This window comes from Rhodomicrobium vannielii ATCC 17100, from assembly GCF_000166055.1.
In the GTDB taxonomy this organism is placed as follows: Bacteria; Pseudomonadota; Alphaproteobacteria; order Rhizobiales; family Rhodomicrobiaceae; genus Rhodomicrobium; species Rhodomicrobium vannielii.
Genome location: NC_014664.1, coordinates 1,332,580 through 1,351,768, shown reverse-complemented (window position 1 = coordinate 1,351,768; position 19,189 = coordinate 1,332,580). Strand labels below are relative to the sequence as shown.

Genomic DNA, 19,189 nt, shown 5'->3' with positions numbered 1-19,189 from the left:
CGCCTCCTATTTCCAGAACCAGGGCGGATAAGCGTCGATGTCGCCTCTCAGATGGCGGGCGAGCATTTGCGTCTGCAAATAGGGCACGAGGCCAAGCGGTGCCTTTTCGTCGAGGAAAGGATGCACGCGCTCGTCTTTCTTGCGCTCCTGCCACGCGGTCAGGACAACTTTACGGGCGTCGTCCTTGAGGCGGACTGCGCCGCTGTCCTCGGTCACGAAATCGCTGGCCTGAAGCTGCTGGCGGTTGATCAGCGAAAGCGCCAGCCGGTCAGCCAGCACCGGCCGCAATTCTTCCATGAGGTCGAGAGCGAGCGATGGCCGCCCCGGACGGTCTCGGTGCAGGAAGCCGACGGCCGGATCGAGGCCGATGGCCTCCGCAGCCGAGCGGCAGTCGTGGGTCAGGAGCGCGTACAGAAAAGATAGCAATGCATTGATGGGATCGAGCGGCGGCCTGCGCGACCGCCCGCGCCAACGAAGATCAGGGGACGGACTGAGGATCAGATCGCCGAAGACCGAGAAATAGAGATGAGCCGCTTCGCCCTCGGAGCCGCGCATCGCATCGGCGCCGTCGTCCTTCCGCTCGACGCGGGCGACGATATGCGCAAGTCGATCGACGACACCTTCGATGGCGGCTCTTCGTTCGACTGCAAACACGTCGCCGTGATCGCGCAGGGCTCGCATCAAAACGGCCCGTTGGTTGGCGATCTTGCCGACCACCAGCGAACGGACGATCTCCGCTGGCGCATCCGAGACACGATATTGCGCGCGGCGCAGAAGCACGTTGCCGCTCACCGGCCCTTCCACGCGAGCCTGAAAGCGGCCAGCACGGTCGAGAAGGACAATGGTTATCCCAGAAGCCGCGCAGGCACCGATCAGCGCAGGCGAAATGTAGATCGCGCCGAAGAGCACCAACGAAGACAGCATATGGAAGGGCACCCGCGCCCGTTCCGCGCCGTCCACCTCCGCCACGAGGTTCTCGCCATCCTTGCGAAGGCTCGCTCCCTCGGTGGTGATGTAGACGGTGTTGAGCAGCTTCTTCATCGGCTTTCTCCCGCCAGCATGCGGTCGACCGTTCGGCGCCGCCAGTCGCGGACGGTGCGGCCGGCGATTTCCGGCTGGCAGAGACCCGCGAGCGAGCAGGCGCGGCAGCGGCTGCGCTGCTGCGTCGGCAATGGGGTGAGGCGCGATGCGAACACATCTCGCAACGCCTCGATGGTGGACAGCGTCAGCGCCCTGAGATCGTTGTCGAAGGAGACCTCGACGCGCCGTTTCGTCTCGGCATAGAAAAGCGCTCCGATGGGCACAGCGTGCCCGGTCATGTCTTCGAGGCAAAGCGCTTGCGCGCAAAGCTGCACCTCGTCGGCCCGATGGGGCTTCGGCTTGCCGCGCTTGTATTCCACCGGAAACGCAATCTCGTGATCGCCCTCCGCACGAAACTCGACGAGATCGGCGACGCCTGCGATGCCGAGGCGCGACGAGCCGATGGCAAGCGCCGTCACGCGCCGCACGCCGCGAACGCGTCGACCGCCTGGCTTATCGGCGGCGACGTGCAGCACGTGACCTTCGGCTGTGAAGCGGTTCTCCTCCCAAAGACGTTCGAGATGGATCAGCGCCGCCTGGCGGAGACAGTAGACGGCGTGCTGCAATGCTGAGAGCGGGATCGGCTCCCGCTCTTCCATCAGCGAACCGGAGCCATCGTTCTCTGTCACAGCCGGTCGATGATTTCGACACCGTCTGGCAGATTGGTGCGATCGATCTCCACTTTGTAGTCGGTGAATTTGCGGGCTGGCGGCGCGTTGTCGATCCTTCGGTCATCGACATCGCGGAACTCGCCGTCGATGTTGCGGCCGACGCGGACGCGCTCGAACAAGGCATGAGCGGATGCTTTGCCAAGCGCGGTATTGTGCTTGAATACGATCAGCTTGCGGCTCGCCATCTCCCCGCGTGCTGCGGAGTGGTCATGTTCGAACATTTCGGCGAGCGCAGTGAACAGCAGGTCGAGATCGCCCTCGTCGAACCCGGTCCGCTCGGCAAGCTTCGCCGAAATGAAGCCATGGGCACGATAAAGACCGTAGGGCACGATGTGTTTGCGCCCCATGGTGCGGTTGTCGGTGCGGTCGACGCTGTCGTCGCCCTCGGCCTTCTGCTTCTTTTCGGCTTCGTTCGTGGCGGCCATGCGCGTGATGGAGATTTCCTGCGCGATGATAGGTTCTATGGACTGGGCGAAGGCGATTTGCACGGGGCCGCGCACCTGCCCACAGTTGATGCCGGTCGACATGACCGCGCCGAAGGTTCTGACGTCATAGAAGTTGGCACACATCCACGCGGTGAGCGCGTGCGCCTCATCATCGGTCCTGGGATTGAGCTTGGCGGCCTTGTCGGTCTTCGGGTCGTCCTTGTAGGGAGCCACCGCCTTGTAGGCTTTGCGGTGTTGCTCGTTCAAGATTGAGCTTTCCTGCACATAGATATGTCGACCTTCCTCGCCGCGATGGGCGAGTTCGACATAATTGCGGATCTTGCGCTTCAGGCTGACGTCGGAGACGAGACCGAAATTGGTCTCCGGGTCGATGCGCGGCATGTTCCCCGCATCGGGGTCGCCATTGGGATTGCCGCGGGTAACATCGAACAACAGGACGAAATCGTAGCGATTGGCGATGGCGGTCATGGGGCGGTCTCCTCGACGGGCGTACCGTTCTTGGTGGATTTGAAAAATTCGTTGCGCTGGTGGTAGTAGCCGAGGCCGAAAAGGGCCTGATCTTCAGCCGACAAGGCGTTCGGGAAGGGGTCGGCGGACGGGTCCATCGCTCCCATGATTTCTCCCACAAGCTTTTCGAGGTTGACCTTGCGACCCGGCGACTGCTTGCCGATCTTGCTCAGATGATTGGCTGAGCCCTTCTCCAGCAGTCCGAAAACCTTGCGGGGTTGCGCCGAGGCAGAACCGTAGAACTTGTCCTTGATGGTGGCGTTCACCTTGGCGCCAAGAGCGTCCGACTGGATGCGCTCGTAGACAGCGAACAGGCGGCCAAGCTGATAGCCTTTGCTTGGATAATCGGGCTTCAAGGCCACGGGCGTATCCTTCCTGTTGTTATTACGAATGAGGAGCGCCTTCAAGATCGCCACCCGAAGCGCGTTGACGTCCTTGTCGGCGCGAAGACGCATCAGCACGGTCGCGAGCAGCGTCTGCGGATAGCGGGTCCCGCCGAGGATCGCGCGCATCCATTCGCCGGCGAGATTGGGTGGCACGTTCTCGCGCTTCTTGAGCACGGCGGTTTCAGCGAGATATTTCCACAGCGCTGGCTGGCCGTCGCGGGGCGGCGGCTCGATCTGCATGTCGGCGAGAAAGCGCTGATAATTTGCGGCGATGGCGCCGAAATCGTCCTCGAAGTAGAAGCGGATGGAGAGGCGCGCGGCGTTGGGCGCCAGCGCGAGGACGTAAAAGCGAACCCCTTCGGCTAGGTCGGGTGCGACGTTCCTGAGCGGCTCGCCATTGCGGATTTGCTTCAGCCTTGCGCCGACGATCTGCGCCTGTGTTCCTTCATCGACGCCGAGCGGTTCGTCGCCGCTATCATCCCAGAAACCGGCAAAGATATTTTCGGCTTCGGCGGCCTTCGCGGCGGACGCATCGGCCCAAAAGACGACGGACGCATCGCCGATCTGAATGCGGTGCCCGCTGTCCTTTTCCAGGAAGCGGTTCAGCGCGGTCGTGTAGGCGAATGTGGCCGCTTCGGACACCGGAGCGTTATCACCCTGCTCGTGGCCGTAAGAACTGAAGGCGTCGAGATTGAATGAAACGATGGAGGCGCCCGCCGACTGTGCCCCCCAAACGCCCTTGATCGCCGGATGCAGCCTTGCAACGGGCGCGCGCTGGCCGGAAATGAGGCAAACCGCTTCCGATTTGGCGCCCTCTGCTGAAAGCCGCGCGCACAGCGCCTTTGCCGCCGGTCGGTCGTGCAACCAGATATTCGCCCTTCGGTCGGCTTCAAGACAGAAGATGATGTTCTGGTCCTTCATCTCTTCTGGCCAGCCATATTCGTCGAAACGGCGGGGGAACCACGTCTTCAAGAAAATGACGAGAGCTTTGAGCCCAGGATCAGTCGTATCTCGAAGCGCTCCCAGGTGGCACTCGCAAAATACTTTGTGCCGAGAAGCGGCATCCTTGCTCTCGGCGCCTGTCACTCCCAGCGCATAGGCACTATTGTCCCAAAGGAAAAACGAACGGGGAGTGATCCCAGGGCGTTTGAAAGAGGCCGGAACCGCGACTGTGCGCGGCGTCCGCTTCTTGTCGTCTTGGCGCAGGTCGACCGGCGGGCAGGCCACCGTGCCGTCCTCGTTGAGCGAGATAAGAAAGCCGATCTTCTCGGACGAGAACCCGAAAGGCGGCGCGTCGGGCAGCCGCCCGTAGGCCTTGGCAAGCGAAGCGAGAATGCTCATCGGCGTACCTCCGGCGCGTCGGGATGCGGCACCGTCATCACACCGTCCCGGAGCTCGGCGCGGAAGAAAAGCGACGGGCGACCGGGGGCGGCGTGGTCGATGTCGAACAGCATGAAGCCGAGGTCGCGCGGCGCGCCGAAACCAAGCGCGGACGTACGGTGTTCCGAAGCGGCTAGGGGCGTCGGCGCATCCGGTGACAGAAGCTCGAAGCGAGCGTCGAACTCGCGCGTGCCGAGGCATGGTTGATGGAAGCACTGGCCGCGCTCGGCACGGCGGTTGAAGATATCGAGGTGCTTGCCCTCATTGTCATCGGGGCCAGCGCGCTCGGTCAGTTCGAAATGCGTGGCGATCACGTAGGCGACGTCGACCAGAACGGTCGCGGCGCGCCGCTGGCGATCCTCGTCCACCACAATCTGCAAGTCGCCCAGATCGCCCCGGTTCATCGCCTGTTTGATCCTGCCAGCCGGCACCTTGTGGCCCACCTCGTTGCGCCGGATCGACTGAAAGCGGATCGTCTTCAGCACGTGGATCTCATCGACGATCCAGCGGATTGCGGGCTTCCAGTGAATGGCTTCGAGGATGCCGCGCGCAGCAGACGGCGTCATCACATCATAGGAGACGCGCTCCACTTTCATCTCGGGGCGCGTAAAGCAGGCACGTTCGCCGGATACTAATAGTCGGATGCCGTAGGGCATTTGGGCTCACTTCCCCTAGATGAACGTCTGGTCATTTCCGAGAAGACTGCCATCCTCCCAGAGCAGCCCTGTTTCCTTCGTGTAGAGATGCGGCGCCTGGAGCACCGCGAACTGGTCGCCGCGAATGTCCTCAGCCTTGAGCGCCACATGCCTGTTCGCCATCAGCAGCGCGCGGGCATCCGGCGGCACCTGCACGATGTAGCCCTGCAACTGCCGGGCGAGTTTGCCCGAGGGAATTGCCGCATTGCCGAGATCGGCGACCGCCCTTTTCGCTGCATCATCGTCGTGCGGCACGATCACCGGCAAGAGACCGCTTTCGATCATGCGAAACTTCTCGCCGACCGTGCGATACTGGAAATGCGTCCCTGTGCGGTCGACGATGAACTGTTTGAGGATGTTCTTGCCGTCGAGCTTGTCGCCCATGCGCCAAAAAACTTCCTCGAAATAGTCCTGAATGGCGGCGGGCGCGAACAGATCAGCATGCTTGTGTCTGATACGTCCAAAATCGCCGATGAGCCCCTTGATCTCGCTCGGCACCGAATAGCCCACAGCCTCGAACACGGTGACGACGCTCGCGTCGGGGTCGCGGCGACCTTCACGATTACAGCGCCCGGCGGCCTGCGCGATCTGGTCCAGCCCCGCCTCGGCCCGGAAGACACGAGGAAAATCGACGTCGACACCGGCCTCCACCAGGGATGTAGCGATCAGCCGACATGAAAGGTCGTTCTCCAGTCGCGCGCGCACATATTTCAGGATTTCGCGCCGATTCACCGCGTATTGCCGCGTGGTAAGATGCAAAACGCCGTCGAGCCCGGCCTTGACTGCGTCGCGATAGAGGTCGAGCGCATGGGCACGGCTGTTGACTATGACGAGCGTCTGTCGCTCGCGGCCAAGCGCATCCACTAGCGCCGCGTTGTCCTTCGGCCCCGCAAAGTCGAGCCGCGTTCGCCGGAGTTCGCGAGCGAGGCCAGCCGGGTCCGGCGCAAGCTCGCGGCCGTCCAGCGGCAGGCCGGGGAAGCCTTCCCGCGCGCCGAGTGCAGGCTGCGTCGCTGTGCAAAGAACGACGGTGCACCCGTAATTGGCCGCCAGTTCCTCAATCGCCCGCATGATCGGGATCAACAGGTGACGCGGCAGCGTCTGCGCCTCGTCCAGAACGATCACCGACCCCGCGATATTGTGCAGCTTGCGGCAGCGCGACGGGCGCGCCGAGAACAGGCTTTCGAATAACTGCACCGTCGTGGTGACGACCACGGGGGCGGCCCAGTCTTCCATGGCGAGGCGAAGCTTGTCGCGGCTGGAGAGGTTTCTGACTTTCTCCTCGTCGATGGCAGAATGGTGCTCGAGCACAATGTCGTCGCCGAAGAGTTTGCGGAAAATATCGGCAGTCTGGTCGATGACGGACGTAAAGGGGATCGCGTAAATGATACGCCGCATGCCATGGGCGCGGGCATGGTCGAGCGCGAAGGCGAGCGAGGTTAACGTCTTGCCGCCACCGGTCGGCACCGTGAGCGTGAAAAGGCTAGGCGCTTCGTTTGCCTTGCCGCGCACATGTGTGAGCACTTGCTGACGCAAGTGGTTGACGTGCGTGTCGCTCCCAACCGCTGCCTTGCGCGATAGTTCAGCATCAAGCCGCTCGCTCAGCGCGGACAGAACATCACGCAGCGCTGGCCAGTCGCGATCTGCCTTCCTCCCCTCGATTCGATTGTAGAACGCTTCGGTGTCCTTGAAATCGGCGTCAACCAGGCACGAGAACAGCATGCGCCCGAGAAACGAAAGCCCGAACTCGGTGGCTTCTTTGCTCTTGAAGGAAAAGGCTGGGTTGAGGTTGCCCAGATCGATGGCCAGTTCACCGCGCCAGGCCGGATTTAGGCGGCTCGGATCGGCGTCCTGCACGCGCTGATTCAGGGAAGACCCGTCGCCGATGCGGTCCGGCAAGCCAGCGTGATGGCCTGCGACGGCATGGGCGATCAGTTCGGCCATCGCCTTGTCGCCAGACGCAGCGTTCGTCAGGATATATGCCGCACCGGCAATCGAATGCTCGACACGGATGTCGCTTCCCTCGAGGCGGCGTTGAAAATCGGGATGGTATTTGCCCAGATCGTGCAACAGCCCGGCTATGCGGGCCGCTCGATCTCCTCCCCACGGGGCACTGAATTGCGCAGCAAGCGCCGCAACTTCCGACAAATGCTGCGCAAGGGATTGCCAATCGCACTTGCTGGCGTCTTTTGAGGAATGAGCAAAAAACATGTCGCTACGATATTATTAAAGTAAGCACAATAATGCCAGAAGTCGTGTTCCTCCCGTATGGTATTATTCGACATTTCCACAACCAATCAATCTGAGTGGGCCACGATACTGAGACCTCTATCGAGCGTCGCGACCTTCTCTGTTCGTGGTATACAGAACGCCAGGGCTTGGGCGGCGTCACATCGTAAGCATCCCCAGGACCGAGGAGACAGGCATTCAGGCAGTTTGCGAATGCGGCCGGCTTTCATTCCTTGACAGGAGGTCAGCGATGCGCCTGGCTGCGCGCGCCGCCGGCGTAAGGACAATGGGGAGCTAGGCGCGGAGATCGACTGTATCCAGCTTGGCTGTCTCGATCCGCGTGTAGATGGCTACTGCGCCGCGTGGTGCTACGCCTTGGTGCTGCGCCTTGGCCGCTGTCTCAGGGCGTCCCATGGGACGGGTTGAAACGTCGCCGTGTCTATGGGGATGCATCGGGATAGGCGCAGCCGTGGAGCCGTGGAACGCGCGGGGACGGGTTGAGCCTTGGCAGGTCGAAGCGGGTCAAGGTGGGCCGCTCCGGGTCCTTCCCGTCGAATGGGTCGACCGGGGGCGCGCACCGAGCCCGGTATTCGAGCCTTTTCGATTAAAATTTTAAATATTTCTCGGGCAGCACTTCGATGTTCGAGTGTGCGAACGGGCTAAATCGCGATATTTCGAGTGTGCAAACGCGTTGCGTGAGTTTGCGCTAGTTTACCCTAGTTTTTACCCTAGTTTTTTAAGCTTTAGATCCTTGATTCATAAGGAAAAATATATTATTTTATTTATATTAGTGTAATTAGCGCCCACACCCTCTGTCATCCCTGAAATTCATCGTAGAAGCCCATCGGACCCCTCGGAGGCCCAAAGTGGTACACCAATTTGCACGAATACACTAATATCGAAAAAACCCTTATAAATCAATGGTTTACACCAGAATAACTAGCGCTAATTAGGTGAAACTGATGAAATAGCAAAAACCCCGCCGAAGCGGGGTTGTTTTCGTCAGGATTTCACGAGCGCGTACCACGGCTTTTTCGAACCTCGTTTCGCGGTGCGATCCGTCACCCGGATTCGACGGTCGCGGAGCAAAAGGGCGAACACCTCGTCGCGTTCCCTCGTCGACAATTTCCCGAATTTCTTTCGCCGTTGACGGGAGATTTGATGCTCGGGAGCGCCGTCGTCCCCGCACGTCTCAAGATATTCGCAGACTGCATCGCAAGCTTTTTCGATGTCGGTCTTCCCGATGTTGCCCTCGAACAGTTTCGCCATCCGGGCCTGATAGAAGAACACGTAGTCGCGCGCCCATTCGACATGCCTCGGCTTGATCACGTCGCAGCCGTCGCTCACCGCCACGATAAGCGCCATCCTCATCGCGATCTCCCGCGTTCGACCGTAGAGTTCGGCCATGCCGCACGCGTCGAGCCGATCCATCTCCCGGCTCACAGCCTGCTCCATCTCGGCAAGGATCGGCATGCACGCCTTCGAGAAGGGGACGAGGATCGGCTCAGGCGCGAACGACGGCTCGACCATCGCCCGCATGCCTTCGAGGTCATCATCGTCGCCTCCGATCTCCCATGCCTTCTGCCGTGCCCATCTGACGACGCGCTTCGGCAAGGAGCTGCCATCGACCTCGCGACTCGACTGTCGTCCGAGCGGGCTTTCGACGATCAGGAAGCGGTTTAGGAAGCCGTCGAGGATGTCTTTCTGGCCGAGGGCATCGTAGAAGCTCTGAGGTGTGGTCATGCCGAGGAGCGTCAGGGCGGGTCGCACGACCTTCGCGTTGTTCTGAGCGTCAGCTTGCTCTTTCGTCATGCCGCGCGTGCTGTAGCCGTTCGTCTGCCACGTCCCATCGAGACGGCCAAACACCTCCATCAGCGCGCTTTGAGCTTCGGACTTGTTGGCGTTTCCCGCCCCGCCGCGCGCCGACGACAGGTATCGACCGAACTCGTCGGTGATGCAGATGTGTCTCGGCTTGGTCAGGAGCGTCGAGAAGACACCGGCCTCTGACGCGTAGTTCTTCGGGCCGGTGAGGGTGTCGAGACCGGCCTCCGTCAGAAACTCTTCGATGACTCGCTTGGCGTGCTCCTTGCCGCCCGCCGTAGGCGCTAGATTGAGGAAGTAGAGGCTCGTGAAGTTCTTGCGGTTCGTCGACCAGTGTCGGCCGAGCACGACCGATCCGAAGGCGAGCGCCGCCTGTACGGCGAACTGCGGTTGAGATTTGATCGCTGTGGCGTTGTAATAGTCGACGACCTCTTGCAGCACGCCGGGGATGCTTAGCACGTGATCGGGAACGCCCTCGCGCTTGAGTATGGCGTAGGGGTCTGCGTCTTGGTCTCTCGGCGGCGTAGGAGGACCGTCGAGATCGTCGAACATCGACATGAGCACCTTCGCGCTCGGCGGCGCTGGCGGGCGTTCCTCGTCCTCGTCGTCAAGCTCTTCGATGGTCTCGTAGAGGGCGCGGTCGTTCGCCTCGGCAACGATGGAGCGCATGGTGACGAGTTCCTCCCGGTCGAACGTGAAGCCCCGCCATTGGGCGAGGTTCTTGGCGCGGTTGTAGCCGTATCCGCGTCGTGACCATTCGTCGAACAGCTCCCATGCTTCCTTGATGAGGGCCTTGTCGTCGGCAAATTCGTGTTTGAGCGCCATTCCGACGCGAACCCAACTGTCCCGGTCATCGGCCCAATCGGGTATCGCGTCGAGATAGTCGCGGGCCTCGTTGATGGTGAGGTTCAGCGGCTCGGAATTTTCATAGAAGCCGGTGCTTTCGTCGCCGCCGACCAACTCGTCGATGAGGTCGGCCGAGATTCGCGGTATTCCGCGCTTCAGATCAGGTTGGAGCACCCATCTGTAAGCCTTGCCGGTGTCGGGATGGATGCTCGGCGGCAAGACGACCTGTTTTCCGGTCCCGAACAGCTCGATTTCCCATTCCCAATGCTCTTTGCCGTCGTCGCCGGTGAATTTGTGCTTGCTGTGGGCGAGTTTCTTGGATCGGAAGGCGTCCTCGGTCAGAAAGTAGAAATGGCGTGAGGCCCCGCCCGAACCCGACTGCACGCACGGCAGTTCCTTCAAATCCCCGTCCGAAATCAGCTCGTCGAGGCGATCCAGAGCCTCGGATTTGGCCTCGGGAACCCGGATATCGAGGTCGATGGCATGTAGGTATAGCCCTTCGACCTTCGACGGCTTCCCGAGCCGGATTCCGACGTTCTGACCATCCCGATAGAGCTTCCGCAACTGGTCGAACGTGTAGACCGGAGCCTCGGACCAACCGTCATTCGCAGGTATCTTCGACTTAGGCCGCAGTAAATGGACGGAGAAACCGGCCTCGACGAGAGGTTTTACTTCCTCGATCATTTATCCATACCCAGATTTTTATCGACGATGACGGGCTTGCGCCCACTCAACCAAAGTTGATGTGCGGGGTAAGCTTCTTACGGTCAGCGTAGAGTCGGAAGCCAAAAGGAAGAATCCGAGACTCGATTCGGCTGTCTCGCTTCCCTCTAACGAGCCATTTGGCCACTCGTCTCTACACGCCGTTTTGACGAGACGTATGTCACCTTAAAGGGGTATAGTCAACTTACGACGCCAATAAACGTGACAAAAAGGGCAGACTTGGAACGCTGTGCTATATTATTGCCTGCCCAATCAATGCAAATAACACGTTATAATTGACACATTGAGGCATCTCTTCTATGTCGCATCCGGTGTGACACGGAGAAGACCGATGCAGGAAGGCCCAGCTGAAAGGGACGATCCTCCCCACAAAGCCTTCGCCAAGCGTTTTGAAAACGTCTGCGAGAACCATCCGGAAGTTCCAGAATTTTCAAGAGGGCGTTATCGCTGGATTCGCGATGAGCTCGAGGCTCGGTTCGGCATAATTGTCGGGCGAGAAACCGTTCGGAAGTGGCATACCGGCGAAACCATCCCGCGAAACGACAAGATGAAGGCGCTGGCCGAGCTTCTATCGGTGGATTATGGGTGGCTTGCCTTCGGGATAAGGCCCGAACTCGATGTGGAGAAGCGGACCGTGCGTGTGCTCGCAGAAAGCGCCGCTGCCAATCTCGTCGCAGGCTTCATCCAGCTCGCTGGCGGCCATTGCGCCTTCCCCGAGGCGGACGACCCAAACAGCTTCGTTGACGTCTACGCCATCCTTGGCAATCGCCAGCGCTCGCTTGCCGTTTCCCTCGCGAAGCCTCAAGAGAACGGAAAGCTCCGCTTCAGCGTCACGAACGAATATCAAAGGTGCATGGTCATAGGCGCAGTGCAGACAGGCATCGGCTCAATCGACATGTACCTCATCCCGCCGCAGCTCATCGAGCGCCATGGCGTCCTTAGAGGTCCATCAACGGACATCGAAGTCGAGGAGAAATCGAAGGGCATCCTCATCGGCGGTGTAACCCTGTCGAAGATCGTCGATTTTAAAAGCGACTTCGCCCGATCACTCGCAAATTGAGGTACAATTGAAGGTACGATGCGTTGGGGGTAAATAAAAAACGCTTTTAAATTAAGAGGTTAGGGGCTATTTCCCGTTGAGCCGAGGTCAACGAGAAAAGCCCCGAACCGTATGCCCAGCGCGGGACGCTGACCTTCGCAATTAGCGCGGCGGCGGCGGAAATCGCAATGGGCGGATGGCGATGCAAGCAGGGCGCCGGGGATTTTCTGCCCCGGGGTGTGTCGGATGGGTGTCTTTGATCTGCCTCGGAGGCTCGGCGGCAGGAAACCCGAAACGCTCAAAGCTGGTAGCGGATCTGATCGCCCCAGAAACGCTCGAGCTTCACCGAAATCTGGTTGAAGTGCTTGAGGTCCGGCACAGAAACGCCGCCGACCTTTTCGAGCATGTTCAATTGCCGTTCGAGCAGGCGGTTCACCATTTCGGAGATGGCCTTGCCCTTGTCCGTCAGCTTCACGCGCACGGAGCGCTTGTCCGTGCGGGAGCGCTGATGATGGATGTAGCCGCTCTCGACGAGCTTCTTGAGGTTGTAAGACACGTTCGAGCCGAGATAGAGGCCACGTGTCTTGAGTTCCCCTGCGGTGAGTTCAACGTCGCCGATGTTGAACAGGAGGAGCGCTTGCACGCTGTTGACATCGGTCCGGCCGACGCGCTCGAACTCGTCCTTGATGAGATCGAGGAGAAGACGGTGCAGCCGCTCGATCATGCGCAGCGTCACCAGATAATTGGATTTCAACGACTGGTCGTCCGGCTGGACGCGTACGAAATCGGCGATCATTGCCAACCATCCTGAGTTGTATAGGAGCCTCTTACGCAACCTAGAGGCGATCAGTAAAAATCACCTTAATTGTAGCAACTTTTACGAGAAATATTGCAAGCCAATGCAATCAGAAGGGTATGCAACCGGTTTATATGCCAGATAGAATTTTTGTCGATTTGAGAATAATTTATCCCGCGACACCGGGGCCCGCTCTCCATCCGAACGCAACTGTCGAAGCGGGAGCAAAAACGCGCCAGGGTGAGCGGGGGTGAACGGAAGGCGCGATGCCATCTGTCAGTGCGCTGGATTGTACGCTGTGAGGCGCGGCTATCGCACGAGATGCCGCCTCAGCGGCACTCGGCACACTAGCGAACGATTCGGCAACAACCGCGGCGCAGCCTCAATGCGGCGCCGGAGCGGCGGTACGCGCCCGGCTTCTCTTGGGCGCGTCGGTCTTTACTGTAGCCGCTTTCACGGCTGCGGGCTTCGCATCCTTGGCGGCGACGGCCTTTGAAGCTTTGGGCGCTTTCCTTGCGATGGCGGCGTCGGCCTTCGCCGCTGCTGCGTCGGCCTTCGCCTCAGCCTGCTTTTTCTGCTCGGCGGCCTCTTCCGCTTCCTTCGCCAGCCGCAACGCGCGGAGCTTCGCCATTTTTTCGGCGCGCAGCCGGGCCGCAGCCTCGATATCATGTCTGACGGCCTGATCGCGCTTCTGAAGAGCAGCGAAGCGATCGGCGGCTTTCGTTTTCGTGGATGAGGCCATAGGGATGTCCTTGTTCTTGCTCACTCGTGCAAAACGCAAATGGTCGGCCCTGATCGCGGATTAGACCGCTCGCTGTGATCCAGAACGCTCCGCGTGCGACAGGCGGCGCGTCGGCGGCACGCGCATCATGCCGATCCAGGCGGCAGACCCGACATCGGCTGCCGCTTCTTAACGATTTTGATGATTTGGTGTCTCGGCGCCCTATTCGCAAGCGGCGGGGGTTGTGTAAATTCGCAGATGCACTAACGATGCGCGTATCGAGTTCCGTTCGTAGCGAAGAAACCATGGACGCCGCGGCGTGTTTCGCTGTCACCTTCACTGGGGGTTAACCAACTTTATTTCATGACGAAACGCATCGAAGACTACGCATTGCTTGGCGATTGCGAAAGCGCGGCGCTGATCGGTTTCGATGGGACCATCGAATGGCTGTGCTGGCCGAGGTTCGACTCCGGCGCGGTGTTCGCGTCGCTCCTGGGCGACGACGATAATGGATGCTGGCGTCTCGCCGCCAAGGATGAAAAATCGCGACGGCGCGCCTACCGCGAGGGGACGCTGATTCTCGATACCGTCATCGAAACAGCGACCGGCAGCGCACTCGTGATCGATTTCATGCCGCTCGGCCCCGGCAATACGCGCCGCCTGGTGCGCATCGTGGAAGGCCTTACCGGGGAGGTCGATATGGAAACCGGGTTCCGGCTGCGTTTCGACTACGGGCTCATCGTGCCGTGGATCACGCGCGTCGACGGCGACGGTTTCGAGGCTATCGCCGGACCCGACAAGGCGGTGCTGACTTCGGGGGCGCCCATCGCGGCCGAAGGGGGGCGGCTGTTCGGCTCGTTCACCGTGAAGGCGGGCGACAAGGTGCCGTTCGTCCTCGCGCACGGGGCTTCGTATCAGCCCGTTCCTCCGGCAATCGATCCCTTCAAGGCGCTCGACCAGACCGAAACCGCCTGGCGCGAGTGGACCGGCCAGTGCATCTATGACGGCCCGCACGCCGAGATCGTCCGCCGCTCGCTGATCGCGCTCAAGGGCCTGACCTACCAGCCCACGGGCGCAATCGTCGCCGCGCCGACGACGTCCCTGCCCGAAGCCATCGGCGGCGAACGCAACTGGGATTACCGCTTCTGCTGGCTGCGCGACGCGACCTTCACACTGCTCGCGTTGATGAATACCGGCTTCCGCTTCGAGGCCGAGGAATGGCGCACATGGCTGATGCGTGCGGTGGCGGGCAGCGCCCAGCAGGTACAGATCGTGTACGGCATCGCGGGCGAGCGCCATCTCGTGGAGAGCACCATTCCGTGGCTGCCGGGCTTCCGTAATTCGCGGCCCGTGCGCATCGGCAACGCGGCGGCCGGGCAGTTGCAGCTCGATATCTTCGGCGAAGTGATGGACGCGCTGTATCAATCGAGCAAATGCGGGCTCGAACCGACGGGCGAAGCCTGGCACCTGCAACGCAACCTTGTCGAATATCTGGAGCGGATCTGGCGTTTGCCCGACGAAGGATTGTGGGAGGTGCGCGGCGGCGCGCGCCATTTCGTGCATTCCAAAGTCATGGCGTGGGTTGCGTTCGACCGCGCGGTCAAGTCGGTGGAGCGCTTCGGCGTGGAAGGGCCGGTGGAGCGTTGGCGCGTTGCGCGCGATGAAATCCACGCACAGGTCTGCGCGGAGGGGTATGACGGGACGGTGGGCGCGTTCGTGCAGAGCTATGGGTCTACGGCGCTGGATGCAAGCGCGCTTCTCATCCCGATCGTCGGCTTTCTGCCGCCGTGCGATCCGCGCGTGCAGTCCACGGTCCGCGCAATTGGCGATCATCTGCGCAGCGGCCGCCTGATCCGCCGATACGATACGAAGCGAACGGATGACGGGCTCGACGGCGGCGAGGGCGCGTTTCTGGCCTGCTCGTTCTGGTATGCGGACAATTTCGTGCTTCAGGGACGGCTCGCCGAGGCCGAGGACTATTTCGATTACCTCGTCACGCTCGGCAACGATGTCGGGCTGTTCGCCGAAGAATATGATGAGGCGCGTGGGCGGATGCTTGGCAATTTTCCGCAAGCGTTCTCGCATGTTGCGCTCGTCAATACCGCGTGCAACCTCGCTGCCGCGCGGAAGCCTTTCGAGGAGCGTGCCGGCGCGACGCTCCGGGATGCTCCCTGATGAAGCCATGCGAAAAGCGCGCCGCGAGCCTCAACCGGCAAGTTGACTTTCCCTTCAAAACGCCGGATATAAACCGCTTAGCGTTTGATACGTGAAATCCGCGCGACCTAAGGCCCCCTCTCATCCGAGAAACCAAGTCCGCCGACCTTGACATTCAAGTGACGCGGCGCCGATCGGTGCGCTTACAACGATAGGGAAACCATGGTCTACGCCGTTATTCGCACGGGCGGAAAGCAATACAAGGTTGCGCCGCAGGACGTGCTGCAGATCGAAAAAATCGAAGGGGCCGCGGGCGACTCGGTAAACTTCGCGGAAGTGCTGGCGCTCGGCGGCGGCGAAGGCGAGCCGAAGTTCGGCGTGCCGCTCGTCAGTGGCGCGGCGGTCTCCGCAGAGATCGTCGAGCAGGGCAAGGGCCCGAAGATCATCATCTTCAAGAAGCGCCGTCGCCAGAATTCGCGCCGCCGCAACGGCCATCGTCAGTTTCTGACGACTGTGCGGATCGTCGACATCCTGACGGACGGCAAGGCCGCTCCCGTGAAGGCCGCCGTTGAGGCTCCGAAGGCCGAAGCCGCGCCTGCGGAACAAGCTCCGAAGAAGGCCGCGAAGGCGAAAGCCGCTCCGGCGGAAGGCGGCGAGGAGGCTCCGAAGAAGCCCCGCGCCAAGAAAGCGGACAAGGCCGAGTAATCGCGGCGCAGATATAGAGGCACAGGACAATGGCACATAAAAAAGCAGGCGGTTCGTCCCGTAACGGCCGCGACTCCGAAGGCCGGCGCCTCGGCGTCAAGAAATTCGGCGGCGAGAAGGTCATCTCGGGCAACATCATCCTTCGCCAGCGCGGCACGGAGTGGCATCCGGGCAATGGCGTCGGCCTCGGCAAGGACCACACGATCTTCGCAATCCGCGAGGGTGTGGTCGAGTTCAAGGCCAAGCGCAACGGCCGGACCTTCGTGTCCGTGATCGACGCGGGCGAATAAGGAAGCGCGCGGTGCGGATCGCGGCGAAAGCCGCGGTGCCGCCGTTTGTGCTTCGAGGGGGGGCAAGCGAAAGCCACCGGTCTTCGCGCGCGCCCTCGGAGCAGACTTCACGCAAAAAGTTTCGCGGCTGGCGGCTCGTTTCGCCCGCCGCACATTGCTCGGCTACGACCGAGTGGCGCGTTTGTAGTGCAGCGTTTCCGTTGCGCGACAATTTGAGATCTGGCGCCGCCGTGGCGCTTCCCGCTCCGGCGAGCATGCCGCATTGTGAGGGGCGGGCGACATGAGCAATCGGTTACCGTTGGTCCGGACTGCGGGCGAACTGCGCAAGACCGTTCAAGGCTGGCGCAAGCACGGCGAGAAGGTTGCGCTCGTGCCCACCATGGGCGCGCTGCACGAGGGACATCTGTCTCTCATCAAGCTCGCGAAGAAGTACGCGGATCGCGTTGTGGTCTCCGTCTTCGTCAATCCGACGCAATTCGCGCCCCATGAAGACTACAATTCCTATCCGCGCACCGAAGAGCAGGACTGGCACAAGCTGGCCGCTGGCGGTGCGGACGCGATGTATGCGCCCAATGTGCACGAAATCTACCCGGGCGACTTCGCCACGCGCGTAGAGGTGGCGGGCGTTACGCAGACGCTCGAAGGTATCTCGCGACCGCATTTCTTCTCCGGCGTGACGACGATCGTCGCGAAGCTCTTCCTGCAATGTCTGCCGGACGTCGCCTTGTTCGGCGAGAAGGACTACCAGCAGCTTCTCGTCATCAAGCGCATGGTCAAGGATCTGAACTTCCCCATCGTCATCGTGCCCGGCCCGATCCTCCGCGAGCCGGACGGCCTCGCGATGTCGTCGCGCAACGTCTATCTCGATGCACGCGAGCGCGGGCTCGCTCCGCAGCTTCATGCCGTCATCAAGGATATGGCATTCGATCTCGTCGCCGAGCGCGAGGTTGATGAGACGCTGGCGCAGGGCGTCGCGCGGCTCGAAAGCGCCGGTTTCCGTGTGGACTATCTCGAAATTCGCGATGCCGAGACGCTGCTCCCCCTCGAAGGGATCGTGAGCCAGCCCGCACGCGTGCTCGCCGCCGTCTATCTCGGCCGCTTGCGTCTCATCGATAATGTCGCCGTCGTCCCCGAATAACTCGGCCGCCGAAGCGTCGTGATGCGCGAGCGGCGCCCTCCTGCCTTGGAAGAGCGAAGCTGGCGGGCGTGGGAAGACCCGCCAGCCCTCGCACGCCCTCTATGGGCGCGGAGCCGTTGTCGCGTCGTCAATCATGCCTTCACGATTTTCCCGCGAGCCGGTATGCCGCTTCGCCTGAAACCGCTTCAACTGCTTGAAGACGCGCTATTCGCCGATCGGTCCTCGATACCAGAGCTGGCAGGGGGCCGAACTGTGCCTCACAGCTTGTAGTTCAAGCCGATGCGGACGAGGTCGAGATCGCTTTCCAGTTTGTAATTCTGGGTCGCGCTATAGTTGCCCGGAAAGCCGGTGGCTCCGGTCAGGTCTTCGAAGCCCGCATGCAAATATTCCGCCTTCACCGACAGGCGCTCGGTCAGGAAGTGCTCCACGCCGCCGCCGACCACCCAGCCCGACCGCCAGTCCGTACCAAACGAACTTTCGTTCGTGTTGTTGCCGGAAATCGTCTCGTTGGTGTGAAGCGCCGCGTAACCCGCTGTGCCGTAGATGAGCGTGCGGCCCATCGTGTAGCCGAGGCGGCCGCGCAACGTGAACAGGCCGTCCCAGCCGCCCGTCCAGTAATGCCCGTCGAAAACAGCCTTGCCCTGATCTCCTTGCAGGCCGAGCCAGCTGAAATCGGCTTCAGCGCCGATCAGCCAGGTTGGTGCGATCTGATAGTTGTAGCCGATGGTGCCGCCGAGGAGGACGCCGTCCGGGTCGTTTGTATCGACGCCATGCTCATCGTTGGCGTTGGCGGTGACGGACGCTTTCGAGCCGCCGGAGCCGTAGCCGATCGTGGCGCCGTAGTAGGCGCCCGCCCAGTTCCATGGTACCTCGACGTAAGGAGCATCCTTCAAGCCGCCCGGTGCCGACTTGGCAATATCCGTAGCATTAACCCCGCCCGTCGCTGCAACCGTAAGTGTTACAACCGTAAGAATGGCTTTGTAGCCCATTGTTCTCTCCAGATATGGAAGAACCGTCGCCAATATAGGACGCACGAATTCTTCCGATTCAGCCGGAAATAAGAGAGATTAGCAACGGGATTACGTTTGCTGATTTGATTGTCGGCAAATTGACCGAAAGCAGTCGGGAAAGCCTTTTATAAGACCGGAGTTTGTCTCCACCCTGGGTTTAATTTATTGAAAATTATAACTATTCTTACAGAATGAGGCGACTGGCATACAGGTATGCCATATTTCACGAACGTTTTCTGATACGAACCGTAACGGTTGCCGACAGCGCGGGGGCAATACGTCTGGAGGCGATGTGATTCGCGCGGCGTTGGATGGGGCGGGGGGCATCGCGCCTGACGGCGTCACGAGGGTGCACACGCCGTCCATGTACCGCAAGGGGGCGCGTTTCGCCGCGTTCTGGTGTCGTCGCTCCGCCGCGCTCGACGCTTGCGAGCGCAAACGCAAAGCGCTCCGCTCGATGCGGGGTGATCCTTGAAGCTTCCGCCCTAGCCTCGAACGCGCTTCACTGCGTCAGCACCTGCCGTAGCGCGTGATAGCCCATGAAGCTGCGCCACC

Annotated in this window: 15 protein-coding genes; 5 read left to right on the top strand and 10 right to left on the bottom strand. The window is 61.0% G+C overall.

Annotated features, from left to right (window positions below; genetic code table 11):
• Positions 1-6 precede the first annotated feature (6 nt).
• The 7 genes from cas1c to RVAN_RS06120 form a co-directional block, all read right to left on the bottom strand.
• The gene (gene cas1c / locus RVAN_RS06150) at positions 7-1,041 is read right to left on the bottom strand and encodes a type I-C CRISPR-associated endonuclease Cas1c (RefSeq protein ID WP_013418893.1); all 1,035 of its coding nucleotides are present in this window, start codon (positions 1,039-1,041) and stop codon (positions 7-9) included.
• Positions 1,038-1,778, bottom strand: a complete 741-nt coding sequence (cas4, locus tag RVAN_RS06145; RefSeq protein ID WP_081449403.1) for a CRISPR-associated protein Cas4 — start codon at positions 1,776-1,778, stop codon at positions 1,038-1,040. Before cas4 ends, cas1c begins: the two co-directional genes overlap by 4 nt.
• Positions 1,706-2,665: a type I-C CRISPR-associated protein Cas7/Csd2 gene (cas7c, locus tag RVAN_RS06140; RefSeq protein WP_013418891.1), complete on the bottom strand. Its 960-nt coding sequence runs from the start codon at positions 2,663-2,665 to the stop codon at positions 1,706-1,708. The genes cas4 and cas7c overlap by 73 nt, the downstream gene beginning before the upstream one ends.
• Positions 2,662-4,431 carry a type I-C CRISPR-associated protein Cas8c/Csd1 gene (gene cas8c, locus RVAN_RS06135; protein WP_013418890.1) on the bottom strand — a complete coding sequence of 590 codons (1,770 nt, stop codon included), beginning with the start codon at positions 4,429-4,431 and terminating at the stop codon, positions 2,662-2,664. The genes cas7c and cas8c overlap by 4 nt, the downstream gene beginning before the upstream one ends.
• Complete coding sequence (gene cas5c, locus RVAN_RS06130; RefSeq protein ID WP_013418889.1) at positions 4,428-5,126, bottom strand: type I-C CRISPR-associated protein Cas5c; 699 nt, start codon at positions 5,124-5,126, stop codon at positions 4,428-4,430. Before cas5c ends, cas8c begins: the two co-directional genes overlap by 4 nt.
• A 15-nt stretch (positions 5,127-5,141) precedes the next feature.
• Positions 5,142-7,373, bottom strand: coding sequence for a CRISPR-associated endonuclease Cas3'' (locus tag RVAN_RS06125; protein WP_013418888.1), 2,232 nt, complete (start codon positions 7,371-7,373; stop codon positions 5,142-5,144).
• 1,020 nt (positions 7,374-8,393) lie between these two features.
• A complete protein-coding gene (locus RVAN_RS06120; protein WP_013418887.1) occupies positions 8,394-10,742 on the bottom strand; it encodes a bifunctional DNA primase/polymerase in 2,349 nt (782 codons plus the stop codon).
• Positions 10,743-11,328: 586 nt separating this feature from the next.
• On the opposite strand from RVAN_RS06120, the gene RVAN_RS18740 reads away from it, so the two are divergent.
• Positions 11,329-11,841 (top strand): hypothetical protein, encoded by a 513-nt coding sequence (locus tag RVAN_RS18740; RefSeq protein ID WP_155942355.1) that lies wholly within the window; start codon positions 11,329-11,331, stop codon positions 11,839-11,841.
• Between the two features lie 277 nt (positions 11,842-12,118).
• Here RVAN_RS18740 and RVAN_RS06110 read toward each other — a convergent pair whose 3' ends face one another.
• Together RVAN_RS06110 and RVAN_RS18735 are read right to left on the bottom strand one after the other, a co-directional pair.
• Positions 12,119-12,616 (bottom strand): MarR family winged helix-turn-helix transcriptional regulator, encoded by a 498-nt coding sequence (locus RVAN_RS06110; protein WP_013418885.1) that lies wholly within the window; start codon positions 12,614-12,616, stop codon positions 12,119-12,121.
• A gap of 382 nt (positions 12,617-12,998) precedes the next feature.
• The gene (locus RVAN_RS18735; RefSeq protein ID WP_013418884.1) at positions 12,999-13,358 is read right to left on the bottom strand and encodes a hypothetical protein; all 360 of its coding nucleotides are present in this window, start codon (positions 13,356-13,358) and stop codon (positions 12,999-13,001) included.
• Positions 13,359-13,700: 342 nt separating this feature from the next.
• Here RVAN_RS18735 and RVAN_RS06100 point away from each other — a divergent pair, with 342 nt between their 5' ends.
• The 4 genes from RVAN_RS06100 (at position 13,701) to panC (ending at position 17,624) form a co-directional block, all read left to right on the top strand.
• Positions 13,701-15,512 carry a glycoside hydrolase family 15 protein gene (locus RVAN_RS06100; RefSeq protein ID WP_013418883.1) on the top strand — a complete coding sequence of 604 codons (1,812 nt, stop codon included), beginning with the start codon at positions 13,701-13,703 and terminating at the stop codon, positions 15,510-15,512.
• 201 nt (positions 15,513-15,713) lie between these two features.
• Positions 15,714-16,196, top strand: coding sequence for a 50S ribosomal protein L21 (gene rplU, locus RVAN_RS06095; protein WP_013418882.1), 483 nt, complete (start codon positions 15,714-15,716; stop codon positions 16,194-16,196).
• Positions 16,197-16,225: 29 nt separating this feature from the next.
• Positions 16,226-16,486, top strand: a complete 261-nt coding sequence (gene rpmA, locus RVAN_RS06090) for a 50S ribosomal protein L27 (protein WP_013418881.1) — start codon at positions 16,226-16,228, stop codon at positions 16,484-16,486.
• Positions 16,487-16,766: 280 nt separating this feature from the next.
• Positions 16,767-17,624 carry a pantoate--beta-alanine ligase gene (panC, locus tag RVAN_RS06085; RefSeq protein WP_013418880.1) on the top strand — a complete coding sequence of 286 codons (858 nt, stop codon included), beginning with the start codon at positions 16,767-16,769 and terminating at the stop codon, positions 17,622-17,624.
• Between the two features lie 257 nt (positions 17,625-17,881).
• Here the strand turns inward: panC and RVAN_RS06080 are convergent, their stop codons facing one another.
• A complete protein-coding gene (locus RVAN_RS06080) occupies positions 17,882-18,613 on the bottom strand; it encodes an outer membrane protein (protein WP_013418879.1) in 732 nt (243 codons plus the stop codon).
• Positions 18,614-19,189: the final 576 nt, after the last annotated feature.